Below are 21,030 nucleotides of genomic sequence, written 5' to 3'. Positions count from 1 at the left end.
CTCATTGTATACCCAAGCTACCTCAATATGCTCGTTTCAGCGTAAATGTATTGGCCGCTCATCACGGCGCTTGTCCTGAAACTCGCTGGAACGGGTAACGGGCGGGCAGCCCGTTACCTGCTGTTTAAGGCGATCAGATCAGTGGCAGCGTCATGGTAATTCTGAGGCCCCCGAGCGGGCTGCGGCTGGCGTTGATCGTCCCGCTGTGCTGGCGGACGGCACTTTCGGTAATGGCCAGCCCGAGCCCGGTTCCGCCGCTGCTGCGGTCTCGGGCGGTCGACACCCGGTAGAAGGGGCGGAAAATGGCCTCCAGCTCGGAATCCGGTACCCCGTCGCCGTTGTCATCGATGGTGATGCAAAGCTGCTTGCCGGTGTTGTCAAATGCCACTTCGACCCGGTCGTGGCCATATTTGATTGCGTTGCGGACGACGTTCTCCAACGCGCTGATCAGCAAGTTGGGGTTGCCGTGGATCGGCCAGGCTGCCAGCGGGGTGTAGGAGAGTTTCTTGCCGCACTGCTCCGCTTCGAACTTGGCATCCTCGAGCATATCGAACCACAGGGTTTGGGCGTCGCTGCTCTCGCGGTGCTCATGGCTGTTAACCTGCATCCGCGAGAGTTCCAGCAGCTCGCTGATCATCTGCTCCAGTCGCTCGGCCTCGGTGTCTATCCTGCTCAGCTCCTTGCTTTGCCCCTGCTTGCGCTGGGCCAGTGCGGTGGCCATCCTCAGCCGGGTCAGTGGCGAGCGTAGCTCGTGGGAGATATCAGACAACAGTCGCTGTTGGCCGCCGATCATCTGGTTGATGGCCTCTACCATCTGGTTGAAGCTGGCCCCGGCCTGACGGAATTCGCTCGGCCCCGATTCTAGTTTTGGGTCTACCTCGAACTCTCCGCGGGCGACGCGCTCAGCCGCTGCCTGCAAGCGCCGGGCGGGCAGGGTAACGACCCAGGCCAGCCACAAAAGCAGGGGGGTGCTGACCAGCATGGTTACCAGCAGCAACTGGAACGGCTTGTCGAGGATCTGGATAAAGAATGGTGGAGGCTCGCGCCAGAACCGCGCCACATACATCAGCAGCTGCTGGTCTTGGAGTTGGACCGCGAATGGGCCGGCCATCATCCAGCGGCCGTAGAGTTTCTGCTTGGGCGAAGCTGGCGAGTCGGCCATGGTGATGAAGTTGCGCAGCGCCTTGTTACGTCCCTGCGGGGAGAGCACCTCGCCATCGGTCGTGGTGAAGTAGAGCTGGTGGCCGCGGTGGCGGTCGTGCTCGGTAAAGCGCTTCAGCCGCGTTCTTAGGCTGCCGTCAGCATGATCGATCTTCTCGGCGATCTCCTGGGCTGATTCGGTGAGGCGCTTGAGCTGCGGTTCGGGGATGGTGTGCTGGGTGCGCGGGTCGAGTACCGGCAGCACGAGCAGGGTCACCACCACAATCAGCAGGGTCAGCCAGAAAATGGCAAAGATCCGGCCATAGAGGCTCGAGACGCGGGGCAGTTTCATCAGGCGTCCTCGACCAGCAGGTAGCCCTTGCCGCGCAGCGTCTTGATCCACGCCTTGCCGTCATCGCGTACCGGGAGTTTTTTGCGAAGGTTGGAAACATGCATGTCGATCGCTCGGTCGAATGGGGCCAGCCGCTTGCCGAGCACCTCGAGGCTAAGGTCTTGCTTGGAGATGATTTTCCCGGGGTGCTGGATGAAATAGCTCAGCAGTGCCAGCTCGGTGCCGGTCATGTCGACCTGGGTGCCGTTGCAGAGCACCTCCTGGCGGCCGGGAAAGATTTCTATCGCTTGGTAGCGAAGGCAGTCAGGGCCGCTCTTGGGCTGGCTGGCCTGTTGGGTCCGGCGCAGGATCGCCCGCATCCGGGCAAGCAACTCGCGATCGCTAAAGGGTTTCGGCAGGTAGTCGTCGGCACCGAGCTCAAGGCCGAGTACCCGGTCGATCTCCTCGCCCTTGGCGGTCAGCATCAGGACCGGGGTCGCGTGGGCTTCGCGCAGGCGGCGCAGCATCTCGGTCCCGTTCATGACTGGCATCATGACGTCGAGCAGCACCAGATCGATGGTGTCGTCGAGTCTTTCTAGCCCCTGCTCGCCGTTATTGGCTTCGATGACGTCGAAACCTTCCATTTCTAGAATGTCGGTCAGTAGCGATGTCAGCTCGGTGTCGTCGTCGACCAGTAGGATTTTGGCCATGATCATTTCCCTTATATATCTGCTATACCGTTAGTATCCTCAATCTTGGTCGGGCAAGCCAAGCAAAACCCGATGGGCTTTACGCAGCTTTACGTTTGGCAGACAGCCCTTTACTTTGCATCGGGTAAGCTATGTTTCCATAGACATAGCGCCGCAAGGCAAACTGGAGATGAATATTATGGCAACACTGAAGAAGACATTGGCATTGGTTATCGCCCTTCCTTTGGCTCTGGGCTCGGCATCGGCACTGGCTTACGGTGGTGGCAAGCATCACGGTGGTCATGGCGGCAAGGGTGCATGCGGTATGCACGACGGCAAGCAGATGTTCCGCCAGCTTGATTTGAGCGCTGAGCAGAAGAGCCAGCTTCAGGAGATGCGCAAGGCCAACCGCGAGGCGATGAAGAGCGAGTGGGCCAAGCATCACGGCGAGATGAGGGCGAATCACCAGCAGATGCAGAAGCTGGTTCTGGCCGACAACTTTGACGAGGCGGCGGTCCGCTCGCTCGCTGAGAAGATGACTGAGCAGCAGGTCGAGCGTCGTGTCGAGATGCTCAAGCATCGCCATGACATGCTTAATGTGCTGACTGCGGACCAGAAAGCCAAGTACCAGCAACTACAGGCTGAGCGGATGGAAAAGTGTGAAGCGCGTATTGCTGATAAGGAAAAATAACCGTAACGGGATAATAGATATGTAAAAAGCTGCCTCGGGCAGCTTTTTACATTTGCGTGCTAGATAACATTTTTTTCCGACTAAGGCCGAGAAAAACGCCGGAATGGTCATTATTTTGTTATTAATTTTCATCGCAAAACAGCTATACTGCGGCATATTGTTCAGTTCAGTGCCGAATTAACAGTGTGATTATCAAGGATGAGCTTCATATCACCCGAGCTTCTCACCCTCATCGGCAACACTGGTGGCTACGGGCGCAGGATATATACTGGTTAGAGAGACTCGACCGGTGGCGCTGCCTGGTAATCAGTCGTGAATGATCTTTCCACGATGGCAGGGCGTGCCGAAATCAGGCATTTTGCCCAAGTTGCAACCTATCGTGATGTGAATCAACAAATTTTTTTATCAAAATTGTAATACTCCTACATTAGTAGGAAAATTACAGTTTACACGAGTGCAGCGATTTGGCTGCAGTGCCGAGCGGGGAACCTTGGCGCCTCGTGCCGGATTTGAATTTTCAATTCCCAAAGTCAGAGGGTAACCATGATTAAGAAGATTGGTGTATTGACCAGTGGTGGTGACGCACCGGGTATGAACGCGGCTGTTCGCGGTGTAGTTCGCGCTGCGCTGTCAGAAGGCGTGGAAGTGTATGGTGTATATGACGGCTATCAGGGCCTGCACCAGAACCGTATCGAAAAACTGAATCGCCAGAGCGTGTCTGATGTGATCAACAAGGGCGGTACGTTCTTGGGTTCTGCTCGTTTCCCTGAATTCCGGGACGAGAAGGTTCGCCAGCAGGCGATCGAAAACCTGAAGATCCACGGTATCGACGCCTTGGTTGTGATCGGCGGTGACGGCTCATACATGGGTGCGAAGAAGCTGACCGAGATGGGCTACCCATGTATCGGCCTGCCTGGCACTATCGACAACGACGTAGCGGGCACCGATTACACTATCGGTTACCTGACGGCACTGAACACGGTTATCGATGCGATTGACCGCCTGCGTGATACTTCGTCGTCTCACCAGCGTATCTCTATCGTAGAGGTAATGGGCCGCCACTGTGGCGACCTTACCCTGATGTCTGCGATTGCAGGCGGCTGTGAGTACATCATCACTCCGGAAACTGGCCTGAACAAAGAGAACCTGTTGGCGAAAGTCAAAGAAGGTATCTACAAGGGCAAGAAGCACGCAATCATCGCCATCACTGAGCTGATGACGGATGTTAACGAGTTGGCTAAGTACATCGAAGACGAAACTGGCCGCGAGACTCGTGCAACGGTACTGGGTCACATCCAGCGTGGCGGTCAGCCAACTGCGTTTGACCGTATCCTGGCATCTCGCATGGGTGCTTACGCGGTTGACCTTCTGCTAGAAGGCCACGGTGGCCGTTGTGTTGGTATCCAGAATGAGAAGCTGGTTCACCACGACATCATCGATGCTATCGAGAACATGAAGCGCCCAGTTCGTACAGACCTGTACAAACTGGCTGATAAGCTGTTCTAATTTCGGTTTTCCGAGATGCAAAAACCGGCCTTCGGGGCCGGTTTTTTTATGGTTGCGGTTTGCCGCCGCTGGCTGCTCGGATCAAAAAAGCCACCCGGAGGTGGCTTTTTTCACGGCAAGGGAGGAAGAATTACTTCTTCGCTTCCGCTGCTGCTTTAGCAATCGCTGCAAAGCTTGCTGCGTCTAGTGCTGCACCGCCAACTAGCGCGCCGTCGATGTCAGGCTGTGCGAAGTAAGCTGCTGCGTTTTCAGGCTTCACTGAACCGCCGTACTGGATAACAACGTTCTTCGCCACTTCTTCGCTCTTCTGTGCGATGTGCGCGCGGATTTCTGCGTGGATACGCTGTGCGTCGTCAGCTGTCGCTGCCTTGCCAGTACCGATCGCCCAGATTGGTTCGTAAGCGATGATTGCACCGTTAAGCGCTTCAACGCCCTGGGTGTTGATCACTGCGTCGATTTGGCGTGCACATACTGCAACAGTTTCGCCAGCTTCGTTCTGAGCTTCAGACTCACCGATACATAGTACAGGAGTTAGGCCGTGCTCTTTTAGGAATGCGAATTTCTTAGCAACGAACTCGTCTGATTCGTTGTGGTATTCACGGCGCTCAGAGTGGCCGATGATGATGTGGCTTGCACCGAAGTCTTTTAGCATCTCAGGAGAGATATCGCCGGTGAATGCGCCGCTGGCGTTGATGTCAACGTTCTGTGCACCAAGGATGATTTTGCTTTCCGCTTTACCGATTAGCTGCTCAGCCAGGTCAAGGTACATTGCTGGTGGTGCAATAGCGACGTCTACACCTTCTACACCTTTCAGTTCAGCATCCAGGCCCTTAATTAGGTTAGATACCATTTCCTTGCTGCCGTTTAGCTTCCAGTTACCCATAACCACAGGATGGCGCATAGCTTTTCTCCAAATCAATTTGATGTAAATAAACTAATACTGATTAGCGTAGTGAACCACTGCCGGCATATGGCCGCAGCTGGCACTAGGCTAATGAGTATCGGTCAACTACCGCTTGCCGTGCAATAAAAACTAACCCCGGACCCGCCGTTGCAGTGTGCGAACACTATAGCAGTTCGGCGATTTATTTTACTGTCCGAAATCATTTCTGTGCTTGGTTGTACCTTTTTCCCTGTCAAAAGTGAACCGCTGCGCGGAATTTTTTTTCGGTTTGGTGTAATTGCTGTCTCGGTACGGGGGCAAAGACAGTGATCAATGATGGAAATATCGCCACCCGGCTTGGTGTCCGGCCGCCGGTTTGGTTATGGTGGACAGAAAGGCAGCGACATAGGGTGTTGCTGGCAATACACAAGGAAGAACAAGGAATGCCTAACCTCGTAATGGAATATGCCGAACCCGTGGTCGAGCGGGTTAATATCCCCGGTTTGCTCGATGATCTTCATACCCTGCTGCTGGAGTGCGGGATCTTCGAGCCGGGAACGGTCAAGTCGCGCAGCTACTGCTGTCAAAACTGGTTGGTGGGCAAGCAGCGCGATCTCGATACCTTCATCCATATCGAACTTAGCATGCTCTCCGGCCGCAGCGGCGAAGTGAAGCGCGAACTGTCACGTGCCCTGATGACGGTGCTCGAAGGCCATGCTGCCAGCATCAGCAGCCTGACCATCAATATCCGGGATATGGATCAGGACTGCTTTCTCAAAGTGTTGAATTAGCTATCCGGCTCGGGGCGTCGGAAAGGACGGATCTCTGCCGTTTGATCGGACAGGGTTTCCGGCGCGTTCAGGGCTTGAGCCAGCCGGCGGAGTTGCTGTTGGAGCTCTGCCATCAGCAGGATGTTGGTATGGTTAGGGTTTTTGCCATAGCCTATGACATGGTTGATATGGCTGAGCTGGGCCCGCAGCCGGGGCTGCATTTCCTTGCTGGCCTGACTGATGATCTCCTCGCTCATCGAGAGGCGCAATGCCTCCAGCTGATCGGGGTCGTTTTCGGCCATCGCCTTGAGCTCATCGAACGGGGGTAGCGTCTGCATATGCTGTTCTCCCTGCATAGTGCCAGCCTTGGCGGTTGGCGTATTGTTCCTGCCTGATTTTTCTTCGAGCTATCCAATAACATTAGCAGCCGGCGGGAAAGAGTGGTGGGCGGGGTTTGAGATTGGGGCGAAAAAAAGCCCGCCGGATTTTCTCGGGCGGGCAGGATGGCTGCGAGGCAGCTCGCGGTGCGATCACCAGTAGTGCTCGGTGGTGATCTGGCCGGGTTTGCGGCGGAGGTTCTTGCTGAAACCGCGTGCCTCGAGGGCGGCCTTGGTATCTCTGACCATGGCCGGGTTACCGCACAGCATGACTTGGCTGTGGGCCGGGTCGAGCGTGATGCCGACATGGCGCTCGAGCATCCCGTCGGCAATGGCTTGGGGGATGCGTCCCGGCAGCGTCAACGGCGCAGGCTCACGGCTGACGAATGGCTGGACGATGAGTTGGTCCGGATGGCGCTGTTGCAGTTCGGTGATTTCGGCCTGGTAGCTGAGATCGGCGGCAAAGCGAACGGCATGGGTCAGGACGACCTTGCGGAAACGGCGCCAGACTTCTGGCTCGCGCAGCATCGACAGGTACGGGCCGATGGCGGTACCGGTGGCCAGCAGCCACAGGTGCTCACCTTCGGGAACCTCATCGAGGGTGAAGAAGCCGTTGGCCCGCGCCGAGATAAAGACGCTATCGCCTTCCTCCAGCCGATGCAGGCGGGGCGAGAGCAGGCCGTCGGCAACGCGGGTGGCATAGATTTCGATTTGCGATGACGAGGGAGGATTGACAAACGAATAGGCCCGCTGGACCAGCTTGCCGTCAATCTCAAGCCCCAGTTTGGTAAACTGGCCGGCCTTGAATGGTTCGATGTTGGCTTCAAGAACCAAGCTGAATAGATCTTGGTTCCAGTGGCGGTTGGTGATCACCCGTGCGGGAATCCAGTCAGCCATAATCATCTCCTCGTTATCGTTTTATTATTCGATACGCACAGCGCCTCTCTCCGGCAATGATGTGTTCGTCGCGATCGATCTGATAGCCATCACCGAGCAGGCGGCGGAAAACCGCCAGCTCTGATTGGCACAGGGAAGGGCAGCGCGTCGCTGCATGGCAGATAGGGCAGTGGTTCTCGACCAGCAGGAACTGCTCGCCGTCTTGGTGGAGCTCGGCCATATAGCCTTCTTGTTCCCTGAGTGTAGCTAGGATTTGCAGCTTTTCGTGTATCGTATCTGCGCCAGCCAGTTGGGTTTGGTAGTGGCCGAATGCCTGCTGCTCGCGTCGGTCGATGACCTGCCCGAGCCCCTCCTTGCCGAACAGGGTCTCGACAGAGTCTAGCATCTGGACGATGAGATCGCCGTGGCGGTCGGCAAAGCGGCGGTGGCCGAGATCGGTCAGGTGCCAGTGGCGGGTGGGGCGGCCGACCTTGACCTTGACGTCTTCGAAGCGGACTAGCCCCTCTTCTTCCAGCCCTTGCAGGTGCAGGCGGACGCCCATGGTAGTGAGCTTGAACTCCTCGGCCAGCTGTTTGGCGGTGGCCGGGCCTTCGCGCTTCATGCGGTATAGTATTCGGTCGACTGTCTTCATGGCTGCCTACATCTATTGCGTTAGTTAATTATGTAGCCAGCCTGCTAAATAAAGCAACTACTTTACAAAGTGGCGGGAGTTGCCTGGCAAAAAAAACGCACCCGGCAGGGTGCGTTTGTCTATCCCAAGAGCCGATTATGGCTGTTACAGGATATGGCACTTGATGGCGTCATCCTTGCGGTCGAGGTAGTGGGTCGACTTGATGCGGCGGATAGTGCGGCACTTGCCGCGGATCAACAAGGTTTCGGTGGTGGCGATGTTGCCCTGACGGTGGATGCCGTCGAGCAGGTCGCCCTTGGTAATGCCGGTACCGGCGAAGATCACGTTGTCGCTCTTGGCCATGTCTTCCATGCGCAGCACGGTGTTGGGCTCGATGCCCATTTCGCGGCAGCGGTCAATTTCCAGCTGGCCGTGGGCGCGGTTGGCCTCGGTATCCCCTTTGACCTCGTGGCGCGGCAGCAGGCGGCCGTGCATATCGCCACCCAGTGCGCGGATGGCGGCGGCAGAGACTACGCCTTCCGGCGCGCCGCCGATGCAGTACATGATGTCCACTTCGCTGTCTGGCATGCAGGTCAGGATCGAAGCCGCGACATCGCCGTCCGGCACCGCGTAGACCCGGATGCCCATGCCTTGCATCTCGGCGATGATGGCATCATGGCGTGGTTTTGCCAAAGTGATGACGACCAGCTCGCAGAGCGGTTTGCCGAGGGCTTCGGCGATGGCGTGAAGGTTGTCGGCCAGCGGTTTGTTGAGGTCGATAACGTCTTTGGCGGCTGGGCCTACGACCAGTTTCTCCATGTACATATCAGGTGCTTTCAGGAACGAGCCTTTCTCGCCGGCAGCCAAGACGGCCAGGGCGTTGTTCTGGCCCATAGCGGTCATTCGGGTTCCTTCGATTGGATCGACAGCGATGTCCACGGCATCACCGCCAGTACCGACTTTCTCACCGATATAGAGCATCGGTGCTTCGTCGATTTCGCCTTCGCCAATGACGATTTCGCCCTCGATTTCCGTTTGGTTCAGCAGGGTACGCATAACTTCCACGGCTGCGCCGTCAGCTGCGTTCTTGTCGCCACGGCCGAGCCACTTGTAGCCTGCCAGTGCTGCGCCTTCCGTGACACGGGAAAATGCCATTGCCAAATCGCGTTTCATGGTTACTCCAGAAATAGAAATCAGTGAGCTGAAAAAATCTGGCGCGATTCTACCACAGCTTGAGTGGAAACGTTTGCGTTAGCGCAAAAATCCTTATTTCCCGGTAGTTCTTAGCGATTTGTGCGTGCACAAATAAAAAAGGCCTGCGAATGCAGGCCTTGTCACCGTTAGGGGCGAGATCAGATGTCGTCTTCGATAGCCCAGCCCTTGGCGCATTCAACCGCGCGCTTCCAGCCGTTATAGCGGCGGTTGCGCTTCTGGTCATCGGCACATGGGATGAACTTGCGATCCAGCTCGGCCTTGTCCTTGAGGTCGTCAATGCTGTCCCAGAACCCGACAGCCAAGCCCGCGAGGTAGGCGGCACCCAGTGCCGTTACCTCGGTTACCACTGGGCGGTGGACCTCGGTATCCAGAACATCAGACTGGAACTGCATCAGGAAGTTATTAGCCACTGCACCGCCGTCGACGCGCAGGGTATCCAGCTTGATCTGGGAGTCAGCCTGCATAGCATCAAGTACGTCGCGGGTCTGGTAGGCCACGCTCTCCAGTGTCGCACGGATGATATGGTTGGAGTTGACGCCGCGGGTCAGGCCGACGATGGCACCACGCGCATATGGGTCCCAATACGGTGCGCCCAGGCCGGTAAAGGCTGGCACCACGTAGACGCCGTTGGCACTGCCGACCTTCTCAGCGAAGTACTCGGAGTCTTTGGCATCGTCAAGCAGCTTGACTTCGTCGCGTAGCCATTGGATGGATGCGCCACCCATAAATACCGCACCTTCCAGCGCGTAGGCAACATCGCCTTTAGGGCCGCAAGCCAGTGTGGTCAGTAGGCCATTGTGCGAGGTCACTTTCTCCTTGCCGGTGTTCATCAGCAAGAAGCAGCCTGTACCATAGGTATTCTTGGCCTGGCCTGCTTCGACACACATCTGGCCGAACAGGGCGGCCTGCTGGTCACCGGCAATACCAGAAATTGGAATACGGGTACCGCCTTTACCACCGATGTTGGTCTGGCCGTAGACTTCGGAAGACGCCTTGACTTCCGGCATCATAGATAGCGGGATATCCAAGGCTTTCAGTAGCTTCTCGTCCCATTGCAGGGTATTGATATTGAACACCATAGTGCGCGAGGCGTTGGTGTAGTCGGTAACGTGGACGCGGCCCTGGGTCATCTTCCAAATCAGCCAGGTATCGACAGTACCGAACAGCAGGTCGCCGGCCTCGGCTTCCTCGCGGGCGCCTTCGACGTTGTCGAGGATCCATTTGATTTTGGTTCCCGAGAAGTAAGGGTCGACCACCAAGCCAGTATTGTCGCGGATGTATTCTTCCAGCCCTTCGTTTTTAAGGCCTTCGCAGATATCCGCAGTACGGCGGCACTGCCAGACGATAGCGTTGTAAACCGGCTTGCCGGTCTTCTTGTTCCAGACGATGGTGGTTTCGCGCTGGTTGGTGATACCGATACCGGCAACTTGATCCGAGCGGATCCCTGCTTTGGCCAGTGCCTCAACCAATGTTGAGCTCTGGGTAGCATAAATTTCTAGAGGGTCGTGTTCAACCCACCCGGCTTTCGGGTAGATCTGGGTAAACTCACGCTGTGCCGAGCACACAATGTTGGCATTGTGATCAAGAATGACGGCGCGAGAACTGGTCGTGCCCTGATCGAGTGCAACAATGTATTTCTGCTCTGTAGTCATGGTGGTTTCCTCTCATTATCTTCTTATAAGGGTAGTAGAGTGTTCGTTGTTTCTTGCTGGCCGGGTCAGGCCCGGCCAGCTGTAGGGAATTGGTGTTGTTTATGCCTTGGCGGTATCGCTGTCAGCCGTGTTCTCACATTTGTTCGGCAGGGTGCAGCGGTTGCCCGGCAGGTAGACGCCGATCACTTTCGGGTAGAGCCAGCCACCGAACGCGGCACCGAAGATTGGGGCCAGGATAGGCACAATCATGTACGGGATGTCTTTGCCGCCAGTCAGGGCAATGTCACCCCAGCCAGCAAGGAAGGCAAAGAATTTCGGGCCGAAGTCACGGGCTGGGTTCATCGCGAAGCCGGTTAGTGGGCCAAGCGCACCACCGATGACGGCAATTAGGATACCGATAAGCAGCGGGCCCATCGCACCACGCGGCGCACCGTTCTTGTCATCGCCGATAGCGAGGATGGCAAACATCAGTACGGCGGTGATCACGAACTCCACCGCGAACGCGCCGGCAAAAGACAGGGCGGCATTCGGGTAGGTCGAGAAGATCCCTGCGGTTGCCAGGCTGGCTTCGCTGCCGCGGATGATGCTGTTGGCGGCTTCGTAATCGCTGAAAAGGTTACCGTAAAGGGTATAGATCAGGGCAGCGGTACAGAAGGCGCCAAGTACCTGAGCGGCAATGTATGGCAGGACCTTGCGTTTGTCGAAGCCGTGGAACAAGGCCAGGGCGATGGTCACGGCAGGGTTGATATGGGCACCTGATACACCGGCGGTACAGTAGATGGCAATCGCAACGCCAAGGCCCCACATGATACTGATTTCCCATTGGCCGAAATCAGCTCCTGTCAGTACCAGCGCGGCCACGCAACCTACGCCGAAGAAAATCAGTAATCCAGTGCCAATGAACTCGGCGAGACACTCGCCAAGCAAGGAATGTTGCTGTTGGGTAGTCATTGTTCAGTCCTTTTGTTTTATGTAGTAGGGGTATTGCTGTTATGGTTTTTATGCGGCTAATTTACTCGATATCACGCATAAGAAAATTGGATTGAATTGGAAATGTGCGTTCGAGCATAAAAATTTTTCTTATTTTGAGCGTTCGCGCAAACGGTTGCTGGCGGGCGGGAGAAATACCCTCTTGGGCAAAGAGGCGGAGATTAGAGATGGGGATTTATTGTGCTTGATTGTATATTTCTGTTTATAAAAGAAAAATCCGACCATGGGGGCCGGATGTGCCAGAAAGGCAAAATCTTGGAAAGATCCAAGAGAGATACGATCACAATAGAAATTAGCACGGTTGAAATGCATTAAAATTGAGTTTGATCGCGATTCTACTCATTTTTGGATCTATTTGATTTGTTTTTATGCACATTGGGCGCGTGCTAGACGTATGAGGCGAGCAACTTCTTGCAAGGGGCCCGATAGCCAGAGGTTGAGGATGCAAGATTTTTATCAAAATTGTTCATTTTTTCTCCATTTGCGACAAACCGTGGTATTTGTAGATGTCACGGCGTTGCCACCTCGCTAGAATAGGTAACAAATCAAAGTTGAATGTGCCTGTGCAAGGTTGCCTTAACGGTTAGGGCAAGCAGATAGGCTGAAGACAGGTGGACAATATGTCATTAGAAATCTTGGAAAAGCTGGAAGCCAAAGTACAAATGGCTGTTGATACAATTTCCCTGCTACAAATGGAAATTGAAGAACTAAAAGAAAACAACGATGCCTTGGCGGGTGAAGCTCAGGAACTGCGTACTGGCCGTGAAGCGCTAGAGCAGGAGAACAACAAGCTGCGCGAAGATCACCAAGCATGGCAAGAGCGCGTACGTATGCTGCTAGGTAAAATGGATCACGTCGAGTAATCCATCCCGCCTTGCGGATGAACAAAAAAACAGAGCCCGCCGGCTCTGTTTTTTTATGTCGCTTTAGTCGATGTCCAGCGGCTCGGGCGACAGGATCACCCCGGTGCTGTCGGCATAGAGATGGTCTTCCGGCAAGAAGGTCACCCCGCCGAAATTGACCGCGACGTCAATCTCACCGATACCCTGCTCGTCGGCCCCGACCGGGATCGACGCCATCGCCTGAATGCCGATATCAAGCTCGTCGAGTTCGTCGACATGGCGAACACAGCCATAGATGACCAGGCCTTCCCATTCATTGCTCGCGGCCAGTTGGGCCAGATCGGCATCCACCAGAGCGCGTCGCAGCGAGCCGCCGCCATCAATAAGCAGAACCCGGCCTGCGCCGTTTTCCTCGAGCACGGTGCGGATCAGGCCGCAGTCCTCGAAACACTTGATGGTGGTGATCTGGCCGCCGAACGAGTTACGGCCGCCATAAGAACTGAACATTGGCTCGACGACGTCGACTTGGTCGAGGTAGATGTCGCAGAGTTCTGACGTATTGTATTCCATAGGCGTGCTTCTTCTTCGCAGATGAATGGGCAACGGCCGCCGCGGTGGCGGCCATGCTTAACTTGTTGAAAGTATAATCAGTTCATTGGCCAAGATTCAAGGCTAACTCACGATGATAACCGTGTTGCTATTAGGGTTATGCGGCAGCAAGCACCATGCCGGCTGCAAATAACAGGTTGGTCAGTAGGGCACACTTGACCATTGTGCCCATCATTGGCCGTAGCGCCGCGCCATCGGCGGACTGGAAGACCTGCTTGCCATGCTTGAACAGCAGCGGTGCGCTGAGGATAAACAGCCAGCCAAACGGCGAGTGGATTTCCAGTGCGGCAAACAGGGCGAGGCAGGCTACGCTGGTTACCAGCAAGAACAAATGGTACTTGCGTCCCCAGCTCGGGCCCATGCGCACGGCCAGAGTGAGTTTGCCACAGGCGCGATCATTGTCGATATCGCGTAGGTTGTTGATGTTCAACACCCCGACGGCGAGCAGGCCACAGGCTGTTGCCGGCAGCATGATAATCGAGTCGATTTGACCCGCCTGCAGGTAGTAGGTCCCCGCCACGCCCAGCCAGCCGAAGAAAACCAGAACCGAGAAGTCACCCAGCCCTCGGTAGCCATAGGGTTTGTTGCCGACGGTATAGGCAATCGAGGCTGCAATGGCCATCAGGCCGAGCAGCATGAAGCCGAACATGTCATGCAGGTTGTCGGTGGCAAGCAGGATCAGGGCGAGGCCGCTGATCAGGGTCAGGCCGATGTTGAGGATCATTGCCTTGCGCATGGCTTCAGGCGTGACCAGCCCTGACTGGATCGCACGTTGCGGGCCGAGTCGTTGATCGTTGTCGGTGCCCTTGACGGCGTCCCCGTAGTCATTGGCCAAATTGGACAATATCTGTAGCAGGAGTGCAGTCAGCAGTGCCAGACCTGCAATAACGGCAGAAAAACTGCCTTGCCATCCTGCTACTGCACTGCCGCAAACGATCGAGGCGATGGCGAGCGGCAGGGTCTTCGGACGTGCTGCATCAAGCCAAATGGCGAGAGAAGATGATTTCATCATAAGGGGCTTTTCATCAAAAATGTGACAGGTGGCTATTATGGACGAACTGGCGCAATGGGCAAATTTATCGCCACTTTGTTTGCGTAAAAACAAAGTTTGCACAAAATAAAAACGGCACCCAGAGGGTGCCGTTTGTCTCTTTGGCTGTGCCGATTACAGGATGAAGCGGCTGAGATCTTCGTCCTCTACCAGCTCGCCAAGACGCGAGGTCACGTAGTTTTCGTCGATCACAATTTTGTCGCCAGCCTTCTCGGTCGCATCGAAAGAGAGCTCTTCCATCAGGCGTTCCATCACGGTGTGCAGGCGGCGGGCACCGATGTTCTCGGTACGCTCGTTAACCTGCCAAGCGGCATCGGCCAGCTTGTTGATACCGCTCTCGTCGAACTCGATGTTCACTGATTCGGTGGCCATCAATGCCTTGTATTGCTCGGTCAGCGAGGCGTTCGGCTCGGTCAGGATACGTTTGAAGTCCGCACTGGTCAGCGCTTCTAGCTCGACACGGATCGGCAGTCGGCCCTGTAGCTCAGGGATCAGATCCGAAGGCTTGGCGACCTGGAAGGCGCCCGATGCGATGAACAGGATATGGTCGGTGCGGACCATGCCGTGCTTGGTGGTGACCGTCGAACCCTCGACCAGCGGTAGCAAGTCGCGCTGGACGCCTTCGCGTGATACGTCAGGGCCCGAGCTGTCGCCGCGTTTGCAGATCTTGTCGATTTCGTCGAGGAACACGATACCGTGGTTCTCGACCGCGAAGATCGCTTTCTCTTTGAGATCTTCTTGGTTGACCAGCTTGGCGGCTTCCTCTTCGGTAACGGCCTTGAGTGCGTCTTTGATTTTCATCTTGCGCTTCTTGCTGGTGTTGCCGGCCAAATTCTGGAACATGCCTTGCAGCTGGTTGGTCATCTCTTCCATACCAGGAGGCGCCATGATTTCAACGCCCATCTGCTGTGCCGCGACGTTGATTTCGATTTCCTTGTCGTCCAGCTGGCCTTCGCGCAGTTTCTTGCGGAATGACTGGCGTGCCGCCGAATTGTTGTCACTGCTTTCGTTCTGGCCCCAGGCATCGCGTGCCGGTGGCAGCAGGACGTCAAGGATCCGCTCTTCGGCTAGCTCCTCGGCCCGGAAACGGACTTTTTCCATTTCCTGCTGGTGAGTCATCTTGACGGCGGCATCGGTCAGGTCGCGGATGATACTGTCCACTTCCTTGCCCACGTAGCCGACTTCGGTGAACTTGGTTGCCTCGATCTTGATGAACGGCGCATTGGCCAGTTTGGCCAGGCGGCGGGCAATTTCTGTCTTGCCGACACCGGTCGGGCCGATCATCAGGATATTTTTCGGGGTGACCTCGACACGCAGCTCTTCAGGCAGCTGCATGCGGCGCCAGCGGTTGCGCAGGGCAATGGCAACGGCACGCTTGGCTTTGTCTTGGCCGATAATATGGCGGTCCAGCTCATGGACGATTTCGCGAGGGGTCATTTCAGACATGGCCGGTTCCTTATTTGGTTTCCAGTTCTTCGATGGTGTGGTGGTGGTTGGTGAAGACACAAATATCACCCGCGATGTTGAGAGATTTCTCGGCGATTTCGCGGGCATCGAGGTCGGTATTTTCCAGTAGGGCGATTGCTGCCGCCTGAGCAAAATTACCGCCTGAGCCGATGGCGATCAGGTCATTCTCCGGTTGGACCACATCCCCGTTACCGGTAATGATCAGCGAGGCTGTCTCGTCGGCTACGGCCAACAGGGCCTCAAGACGGCGCAGCATACGGTCGGTGCGCCAGTCTTTTGCCAGTTCCACCGCTGCCTTGAGCAGGTGGCCCTGGTGCATTTCCAGCTTGCGCTCGAAACGTTCGAATAGGGTGAAGGCATCAGCCGTGCCACCTGCAAAGCCGGCAAGCACTTTGTTGTTGTACAGGCGGCGTACTTTGCGTGCATTACCTTTCATGACGGTGTTGCCAAGGGAAACCTGGCCATCACCGGCGATAACGACTTTACCGTTACGACGAACAGATACAATAGTTGTCACGGTCTTACCTCTTAGGTCTGTTTCCGGCCCTTGCCGGTTACTGTATGTCTGAAGATCTTGGGGTATAGGCGGGGACTTTCAAGGGAAAAAGGCAAAGAAAAAGGATGCCGGGGCATCCTTTTTCTGTCTGGAAGGCGGAGCTGGTTACTCCCAGAACCAGATCGCACACGGCTCGATGCCGGCACGGCGGAGCTTGTTGCGGTCCGATTCCGCTTTGCGTTTCTGTTGGTAGGGGCCCAATATTACCCGGTACCAATTGCCTTTCTCGCCCTGACTGACCTTGATTTGGCTGGTCAGCCCCTGAAACGCAATCATCGCCTTGCGCTCGTCGGCCTGGGTTTCGCTGCGGTAGGCGCCACACTGCATCAGGTAAGGGCGCGACGGGGCCTGCTCTTTTTTCGCCTCGACTTTGATTTCTTTATTTTCGAGCTCTTCGATATAGCTCCATTTTTCGGCCGGCTTAGGTGGAAGCGGCTTGGTTTCGGGCTGTGCTTCGCGTTTGCTCGGCTGGCTCTCTACCGGTGTCGGTAGCGGCTTGGTTTCCGCCGGCTGGGTCACGGCAGGCTCTGGCGACGGCGTCGCAGAAAGGAAATATAGCCCGTAGCTCATCGTCCCAACCAATGCTGCGGCAATAATCGCCCACAGTAGCGGGAAGCGCTTGCCGGATGGTGTTGCGGTGCGGTTGTTTCGAGCCGGTTTTTTCTTCTGCGTCTTTGGCGCCTTTTGTGCTCGGCCGCGTTTTACATAATCTTTGGTAGCCACGGTGATGATGGGATTAGGGAACAATGCCCTTATGGTACAAAGTTGAGCGAATACTGACTAGTCCCCAGCACGATGTCTGGGGAACTGTCAGGTCGCCGTGGAAGGCAAAAATATGACATGCTGGGCAAAAACTGCCTTTGGTGTCTAGTTTGCTGGTGGCGCAGCACTTTCCCGGATCACCAACTTGGCATCAAGTAGGCGAGACCCCGAGGCGATTTCCTTGCCTTTGAGAATATTGAGCAGCATCAGCATCGACTGGCGGCCTATTTCATAGCGCGGCTGGGAGACCGTGGTCAGCGGCGGATCGCAGTATTCAGCGAACTGAATATCGTCAAAGCCGACAATGGAGATATCTTGCGGTACCCGGAAGCCGAGGCGCTTGGCTTGCTGCATGGCACCGATGGCCATGACATCGTTGTGGCAGAGCAGGGCGGTCGGCGGTTCGGGCATCGACAGCAGTGCGGTAACCGCACGGGCACCGCCGGCGAAAGTGAAGTCGCTCTGGATGGTGTAGGCCGGGTTGAGCTCGATACCGGCGCGGCGCAGGGCCTGCTGGTAGCCTTGGCTGCGGAAATGGCACAGGGTGGCATGGGGCGGCCCTGCAACTTGGGCGATACGCTTATGGCCCATTTGGGTCAGGTAGTTGACGGCTTCGAAGGCGGCGGTCAGGTTGTCGATATGGACCGTCGGCAACTCGAGTTCTGGGGCGAATTCGCATGCCATGACCATCGGCGGCAGGTTTTTCTGCTCGGGTTTGCTGACGTCGAATGGCAGGTCGGTGCCAAGCAAAAGCATGCCGTCGGCCTGTTTGGTGAAGACCAAATTGACGAAAGAGTTTTCGCGGGTTTTCTGTTGGCCGCTGTCGCCGAGCAAGACCAGGTAGCCGTGCTCCATCGCTGCTTCCTCGATCCCCCGGATGATTTCGGTAAAGTAGGGATCGCAGATATCGGGGACGATCGTGACGATCGTCTTTGATTCGTTGCGACGGAGATTTCTAGCCAGTGAGTTGGGTGAATAGCCAGCATCCATGACGGCCTGTTCAACTTTTTTACGGGTTGAGGCCGACACCTTTTCCGGATTCATCAGCGCACGGGACACCGTGGCCGTAGAAACGCCGGCGAGCTGGGCAACATCCTTCATTGTCGCCATAGTTATGATTCCTCTCTATTATTTTTCTCTCCAATCCGCCGGCGGATCATAGCCAAGTTGAGCAGATACCAATGCCAGCGAGAGTGTTATTGTAGGCTGTCTAGCAAGGTTTAAACATGCTTAGAACAGCATAAATTACATCCGTCACGTGATCTGTGTCGCATTGTTTATTTTAAGTTAAATCCTGCGGTTCGACATCGATCGACCAGCGTATTTTCTTGGCTAGCGGCAGCAGGGCAATGGCCGGCTTGGCGATGCTCAGCAGCTGGTGGAGCACTTTTCGACTGGGGGCTTGCAGTAGCAACTGCCAGCGATAGCGGCCGGCCCGACGAGCCAGTGGTGCCGGATTCGGCCCCATCACCAAGGTGTCCTGATCAAAGACCGGGCTGGCACTGAAGATGCCCCGGATTTGCTGGAGGAATTGTTCGACCTGAGCGCTATCGTTGGCCTCGGCCCGGATCAGGGCGAGGTAGGTGTACGGTGGCAGCCAGGCCTGCTTGCGCTCGCGCAGGGCATCGGTGGCGAAATGGTCATAGCCTTTGTAGAGCAGTGCCTGAAGTAGGCTGTGCTCGGGATGGTGGGTTTGCAGTAGCACCTCACCCGGCTTGCTGGCCCGTCCTGCCCGTCCTGCCACCTGAATAAACAGCTGGGCCAACCGCTCGCTGGCTCGGAAATCGTTGCTGAATAGGGCGCTGTCGACGTCGATCAGGCTGACTAGGGTTACGTCAGGGAAATGGTGGCCTTTGGCCAGCATCTGGGTGCCGATCAGGATCTGGTATTCGCCGCGACGGATGGCTTCGAGGTAGTTCTCGAGGCTGCCTTTGCGGCGGGTGCTGTCACGGTCTATCCGGACGGTCTTGTAGTCGGGGAACAGGGTCGCCAGCTGCTGTTCGAGCTGTTCGGTGCCGACCCCGACAGCATGGAGCTGGGTCGAGCCGCAATTGCCGCATTGGCGCGGCATTGGGCGTTGTGTTGCGCAGTGGTGGCAGCGTAGTTCGCCGCTCTGCTGGTGGAATGTGTAGTAGGCATCGCAGCGCTTGCATTCAGCCAGCCAGCCGCACTCGTGACATATCACGGCTGGGGAGTAGCCGCGCCGGTTGAGGAACAGCATAACTTGGTTGCCCTCGGCGAGGTGCTGGCGCATCCGGGCGATCAGCGGGGCCGAGAGGCCGGCCTCAAGGTACAGTCCCTTGACATCGAGTACCCCGTGGCGGGCGTTCTGGGCGACACCGGCCCGGCGTGTTAGGCGCAGGTAGTGGTACTTTCCACTGGTGGCGTTGTGTAGGGTCTCAAGGGCCGGGGTGGCGGAACCAAGAATGATTGGCACGTTTTCCTCGCGGGCGCGCATGACGGCCAGATCGCGGGCGTGGTAGCGCAGGCTGTCCTGCTGCTTGTAGGAGCCGTCGTGCTCCTCGTCGACGATGATGATCCCGAGGTTGGCCAGCGGGGTAAACAGGGCCGAGCGGGTGCCGATAATGATCCCGGCCTGGTTGTCACGTCCAGCCAGCCAGGCCGCCAGCCGTTCGCTGTCGTTGAGCCCGGAGTGGATGGTGACCAGCGGGACATTGAAGCGACGGCGGAAGCGGTTGATGGTTTGCGGGGTGAGGCCGATTTCCGGCACCAGGATCAGGGCCTGCCTGCCACTGGCGAGCACGGGCTCGAGCAGGTTGAGGTAGACCTCGGTCTTGCCCGAGCCGGTGACCCCCTCAAGCAGGTAGCAGGCAAAATCCGGATTGGCATTGACCGAGGCTATGGCCAGTGCCTGCTCGTCGTTGAGCCGTGGCTTTTCCTCACCCAAGGCATAGTTTTTCCCCCAGTCAACGCCCACCGGCTGCTGTTCCAGCTCGCTTATCCAGCCTTTACCCTGAAGGGTCTTGAGGGTTGCCGCGCTGATATCGTCGGCCAGCAGGGCCTCGTGGCTGAGCGAGCCCGCCCGCAGGGCGTTGAGAGCCTGTGCCTGGCGCGGGGCGCGCTTGAGTGCGGTCAGCGGTTGGTCATGCCCGGTTTCGGTAAGCTGCCACATTTTCAGGGCTGCCGGGGAGGCCTCGCGTCCTTTGCGGAGCAGGGCCGGCATCGCATTGGCGAGGGTGTCCCCGAGCGGGTACTGGTAATAGCTGCTGGCCCACCCCAGTAACTTGAACAGGGCTGGCGACCACAACGGGGCGGTGTCGAGGACCTTGCCGAGCGGTTTGAGCTGTGCGACGGGGAAATCCGAATGCTGGGTGATGGCCATGACAATCCCGACCAGTTGCTGGCGGCCGAACGGAACCTGGACCCGTCCGCCGACGGCCGGGAATTGGTCTGGTTTGATCAGGTAATCAAACTGTTTGTCCAGAGGGACGGGAAGGGCTACGCGGGCGATGTTGGGTGTCATAGTCACTGCAAATTGGGCATATACTGAAGTTATAAAGTGTACCCTGCCGGGGCGGGGGCGGCAAAGCGGTGAAAAAGGGAGCGTATTTGTTGATCTGGTGGACATGATTGATTACTATACGCCGCCTGAATTTAGCATATCGGCAGTCGCCAATATGCTTACTTTTATTAACGACGTGTGGTGCCCGGCTTTGGATCGGGAGAGCGACACGGCCTTACTTTTGAGGTTATCCCATGAAACAAGGTATTCACCCAGAGTACACTGCAGTAAACGCACGTTGTTCTTGCGGCAACACTTTCGTATTTAACTCAACTATGGGTAAAGACATCAACCTTGATGTGTGCGACAAGTGTCACCCTTTCTACACTGGTAAGCAGCGTCAAGTGAGCACTGGTGGCCGTATCGACAAATTCAACAAGCGTTTCGGCGCTCTATCTAGCAAGTAATTGCCAGAGTGAATTTGCGAAGAGGGGATGCATTGCATCCCCTTTTTCATATCTAAATTTTA

Annotated in this window: 21 protein-coding genes; 5 read left to right on the top strand and 16 right to left on the bottom strand. The window is 56.4% G+C overall.

Annotated features, from left to right (window positions below; translation table 11 throughout):
- Window positions 1-133: 133 nt before the first annotated feature.
- Both cpxA and ACSF8X_RS01020 read right to left on the bottom strand, forming a co-directional pair.
- Window positions 134-1,492: an envelope stress sensor histidine kinase CpxA gene (gene cpxA / locus ACSF8X_RS01025; protein WP_047877800.1), complete on the bottom strand. Its 1,359-nt coding sequence runs from the start codon at window positions 1,490-1,492 to the stop codon at window positions 134-136.
- On the bottom strand, window positions 1,492-2,181 hold the full coding sequence (locus ACSF8X_RS01020; protein ID WP_047877801.1) for a response regulator: 690 nt from the start codon (window positions 2,179-2,181) through the stop codon (window positions 1,492-1,494). Before ACSF8X_RS01020 ends, cpxA begins: the two co-directional genes overlap by 1 nt.
- Before the next feature lie 178 nt (window positions 2,182-2,359).
- Here ACSF8X_RS01020 and ACSF8X_RS01015 point away from each other — a divergent pair, with 178 nt between their 5' ends.
- Window positions 2,360-2,851 carry a CpxP family protein gene (locus ACSF8X_RS01015; RefSeq protein ID WP_500850499.1) on the top strand — a complete coding sequence of 164 codons (492 nt, stop codon included), beginning with the start codon at window positions 2,360-2,362 and terminating at the stop codon, window positions 2,849-2,851.
- A gap of 543 nt (window positions 2,852-3,394) precedes the next feature.
- A complete protein-coding gene (gene pfkA / locus ACSF8X_RS01010; protein WP_047877802.1) occupies window positions 3,395-4,357 on the top strand; it encodes a 6-phosphofructokinase in 963 nt (320 codons plus the stop codon).
- Between the two features lie 130 nt (window positions 4,358-4,487).
- Here pfkA and tpiA read toward each other — a convergent pair whose 3' ends face one another.
- The gene (tpiA, locus tag ACSF8X_RS01005; RefSeq protein ID WP_047877803.1) at window positions 4,488-5,258 is read right to left on the bottom strand and encodes a triose-phosphate isomerase; all 771 of its coding nucleotides are present in this window, start codon (window positions 5,256-5,258) and stop codon (window positions 4,488-4,490) included.
- A gap of 425 nt (window positions 5,259-5,683) precedes the next feature.
- Here tpiA and ACSF8X_RS01000 point away from each other — a divergent pair, with 425 nt between their 5' ends.
- Window positions 5,684-6,031: a 5-carboxymethyl-2-hydroxymuconate Delta-isomerase gene (locus ACSF8X_RS01000; RefSeq protein WP_047877804.1), complete on the top strand. Its 348-nt coding sequence runs from the start codon at window positions 5,684-5,686 to the stop codon at window positions 6,029-6,031.
- On the opposite strand, the gene ACSF8X_RS00995 is transcribed toward ACSF8X_RS01000, so the two are convergent.
- The 6 genes from ACSF8X_RS00995 to ACSF8X_RS00970 form a co-directional block, all read right to left on the bottom strand.
- Window positions 6,028-6,348 carry a DUF3135 domain-containing protein gene (locus ACSF8X_RS00995; RefSeq protein ID WP_047877879.1) on the bottom strand — a complete coding sequence of 107 codons (321 nt, stop codon included), beginning with the start codon at window positions 6,346-6,348 and terminating at the stop codon, window positions 6,028-6,030. The two genes, ACSF8X_RS01000 and ACSF8X_RS00995, sit on opposite strands and share 4 nt — an antisense overlap.
- A 192-nt stretch (window positions 6,349-6,540) precedes the next feature.
- A complete protein-coding gene (locus ACSF8X_RS00990) occupies window positions 6,541-7,284 on the bottom strand; it encodes a ferredoxin--NADP reductase (RefSeq protein ID WP_047877805.1) in 744 nt (247 codons plus the stop codon).
- Window positions 7,285-7,297: 13 nt separating this feature from the next.
- Window positions 7,298-7,915: a helix-turn-helix transcriptional regulator gene (locus tag ACSF8X_RS00985; RefSeq protein WP_500850498.1), complete on the bottom strand. Its 618-nt coding sequence runs from the start codon at window positions 7,913-7,915 to the stop codon at window positions 7,298-7,300.
- 144 nt (window positions 7,916-8,059) lie between these two features.
- Entirely contained in the window at window positions 8,060-9,067 is a 1,008-nt protein-coding gene (gene glpX / locus ACSF8X_RS00980) for a class II fructose-bisphosphatase (RefSeq protein WP_047877807.1), read from the bottom strand.
- A 179-nt stretch (window positions 9,068-9,246) separates the two neighbouring features.
- Entirely contained in the window at window positions 9,247-10,761 is a 1,515-nt protein-coding gene (gene glpK / locus ACSF8X_RS00975; RefSeq protein WP_500850497.1) for a glycerol kinase GlpK, read from the bottom strand.
- Window positions 10,762-10,860: 99 nt separating this feature from the next.
- Window positions 10,861-11,712, bottom strand: coding sequence for an MIP/aquaporin family protein (locus ACSF8X_RS00970; protein ID WP_047877809.1), 852 nt, complete (start codon window positions 11,710-11,712; stop codon window positions 10,861-10,863).
- 659 nt (window positions 11,713-12,371) lie between these two features.
- Here ACSF8X_RS00970 and zapB point away from each other — a divergent pair.
- The gene (gene zapB, locus ACSF8X_RS00965; protein WP_047877810.1) at window positions 12,372-12,614 is read left to right on the top strand and encodes a cell division protein ZapB; all 243 of its coding nucleotides are present in this window, start codon (window positions 12,372-12,374) and stop codon (window positions 12,612-12,614) included.
- 63 nt (window positions 12,615-12,677) lie between these two features.
- On the opposite strand, the gene rraA is transcribed toward zapB, so the two are convergent.
- The 7 genes from rraA to priA form a co-directional block, all read right to left on the bottom strand.
- Complete coding sequence (gene rraA / locus ACSF8X_RS00960) at window positions 12,678-13,163, bottom strand: ribonuclease E activity regulator RraA (protein ID WP_047877811.1); 486 nt, start codon at window positions 13,161-13,163, stop codon at window positions 12,678-12,680.
- Between the two features lie 136 nt (window positions 13,164-13,299).
- A complete protein-coding gene (locus ACSF8X_RS00955) occupies window positions 13,300-14,211 on the bottom strand; it encodes a 1,4-dihydroxy-2-naphthoate polyprenyltransferase (protein WP_047877880.1) in 912 nt (303 codons plus the stop codon).
- Window positions 14,212-14,367: 156 nt separating this feature from the next.
- Entirely contained in the window at window positions 14,368-15,699 is a 1,332-nt protein-coding gene (gene hslU, locus ACSF8X_RS00950) for an ATP-dependent protease ATPase subunit HslU (RefSeq protein WP_500850496.1), read from the bottom strand.
- 10 nt (window positions 15,700-15,709) lie between these two features.
- Window positions 15,710-16,237, bottom strand: coding sequence for an ATP-dependent protease subunit HslV (gene hslV / locus ACSF8X_RS00945; RefSeq protein ID WP_047877813.1), 528 nt, complete (start codon window positions 16,235-16,237; stop codon window positions 15,710-15,712).
- Window positions 16,238-16,381: 144 nt separating this feature from the next.
- On the bottom strand, window positions 16,382-16,999 hold the full coding sequence (locus ACSF8X_RS00940; RefSeq protein ID WP_047877814.1) for an SPOR domain-containing protein: 618 nt from the start codon (window positions 16,997-16,999) through the stop codon (window positions 16,382-16,384).
- A 144-nt stretch (window positions 17,000-17,143) separates the two neighbouring features.
- The gene (cytR, locus tag ACSF8X_RS00935) at window positions 17,144-18,148 is read right to left on the bottom strand and encodes a DNA-binding transcriptional regulator CytR (RefSeq protein ID WP_047877815.1); all 1,005 of its coding nucleotides are present in this window, start codon (window positions 18,146-18,148) and stop codon (window positions 17,144-17,146) included.
- Window positions 18,149-18,320: 172 nt separating this feature from the next.
- Entirely contained in the window at window positions 18,321-20,522 is a 2,202-nt protein-coding gene (priA, locus tag ACSF8X_RS00930; RefSeq protein WP_500850495.1) for a primosomal protein N', read from the bottom strand.
- Window positions 20,523-20,755: 233 nt separating this feature from the next.
- On the opposite strand from priA, the gene rpmE reads away from it, so the two are divergent.
- Window positions 20,756-20,968: a 50S ribosomal protein L31 gene (gene rpmE, locus ACSF8X_RS00925; protein ID WP_047877817.1), complete on the top strand. Its 213-nt coding sequence runs from the start codon at window positions 20,756-20,758 to the stop codon at window positions 20,966-20,968.
- Window positions 20,969-21,030: the final 62 nt, after the last annotated feature.

It is taken from the genome of Photobacterium panuliri, from assembly GCF_059920555.1.
The sequence above is the reverse complement of the archived record's forward strand: the minus strand, read 5'-3'. Positions and strand labels throughout refer to the sequence as shown.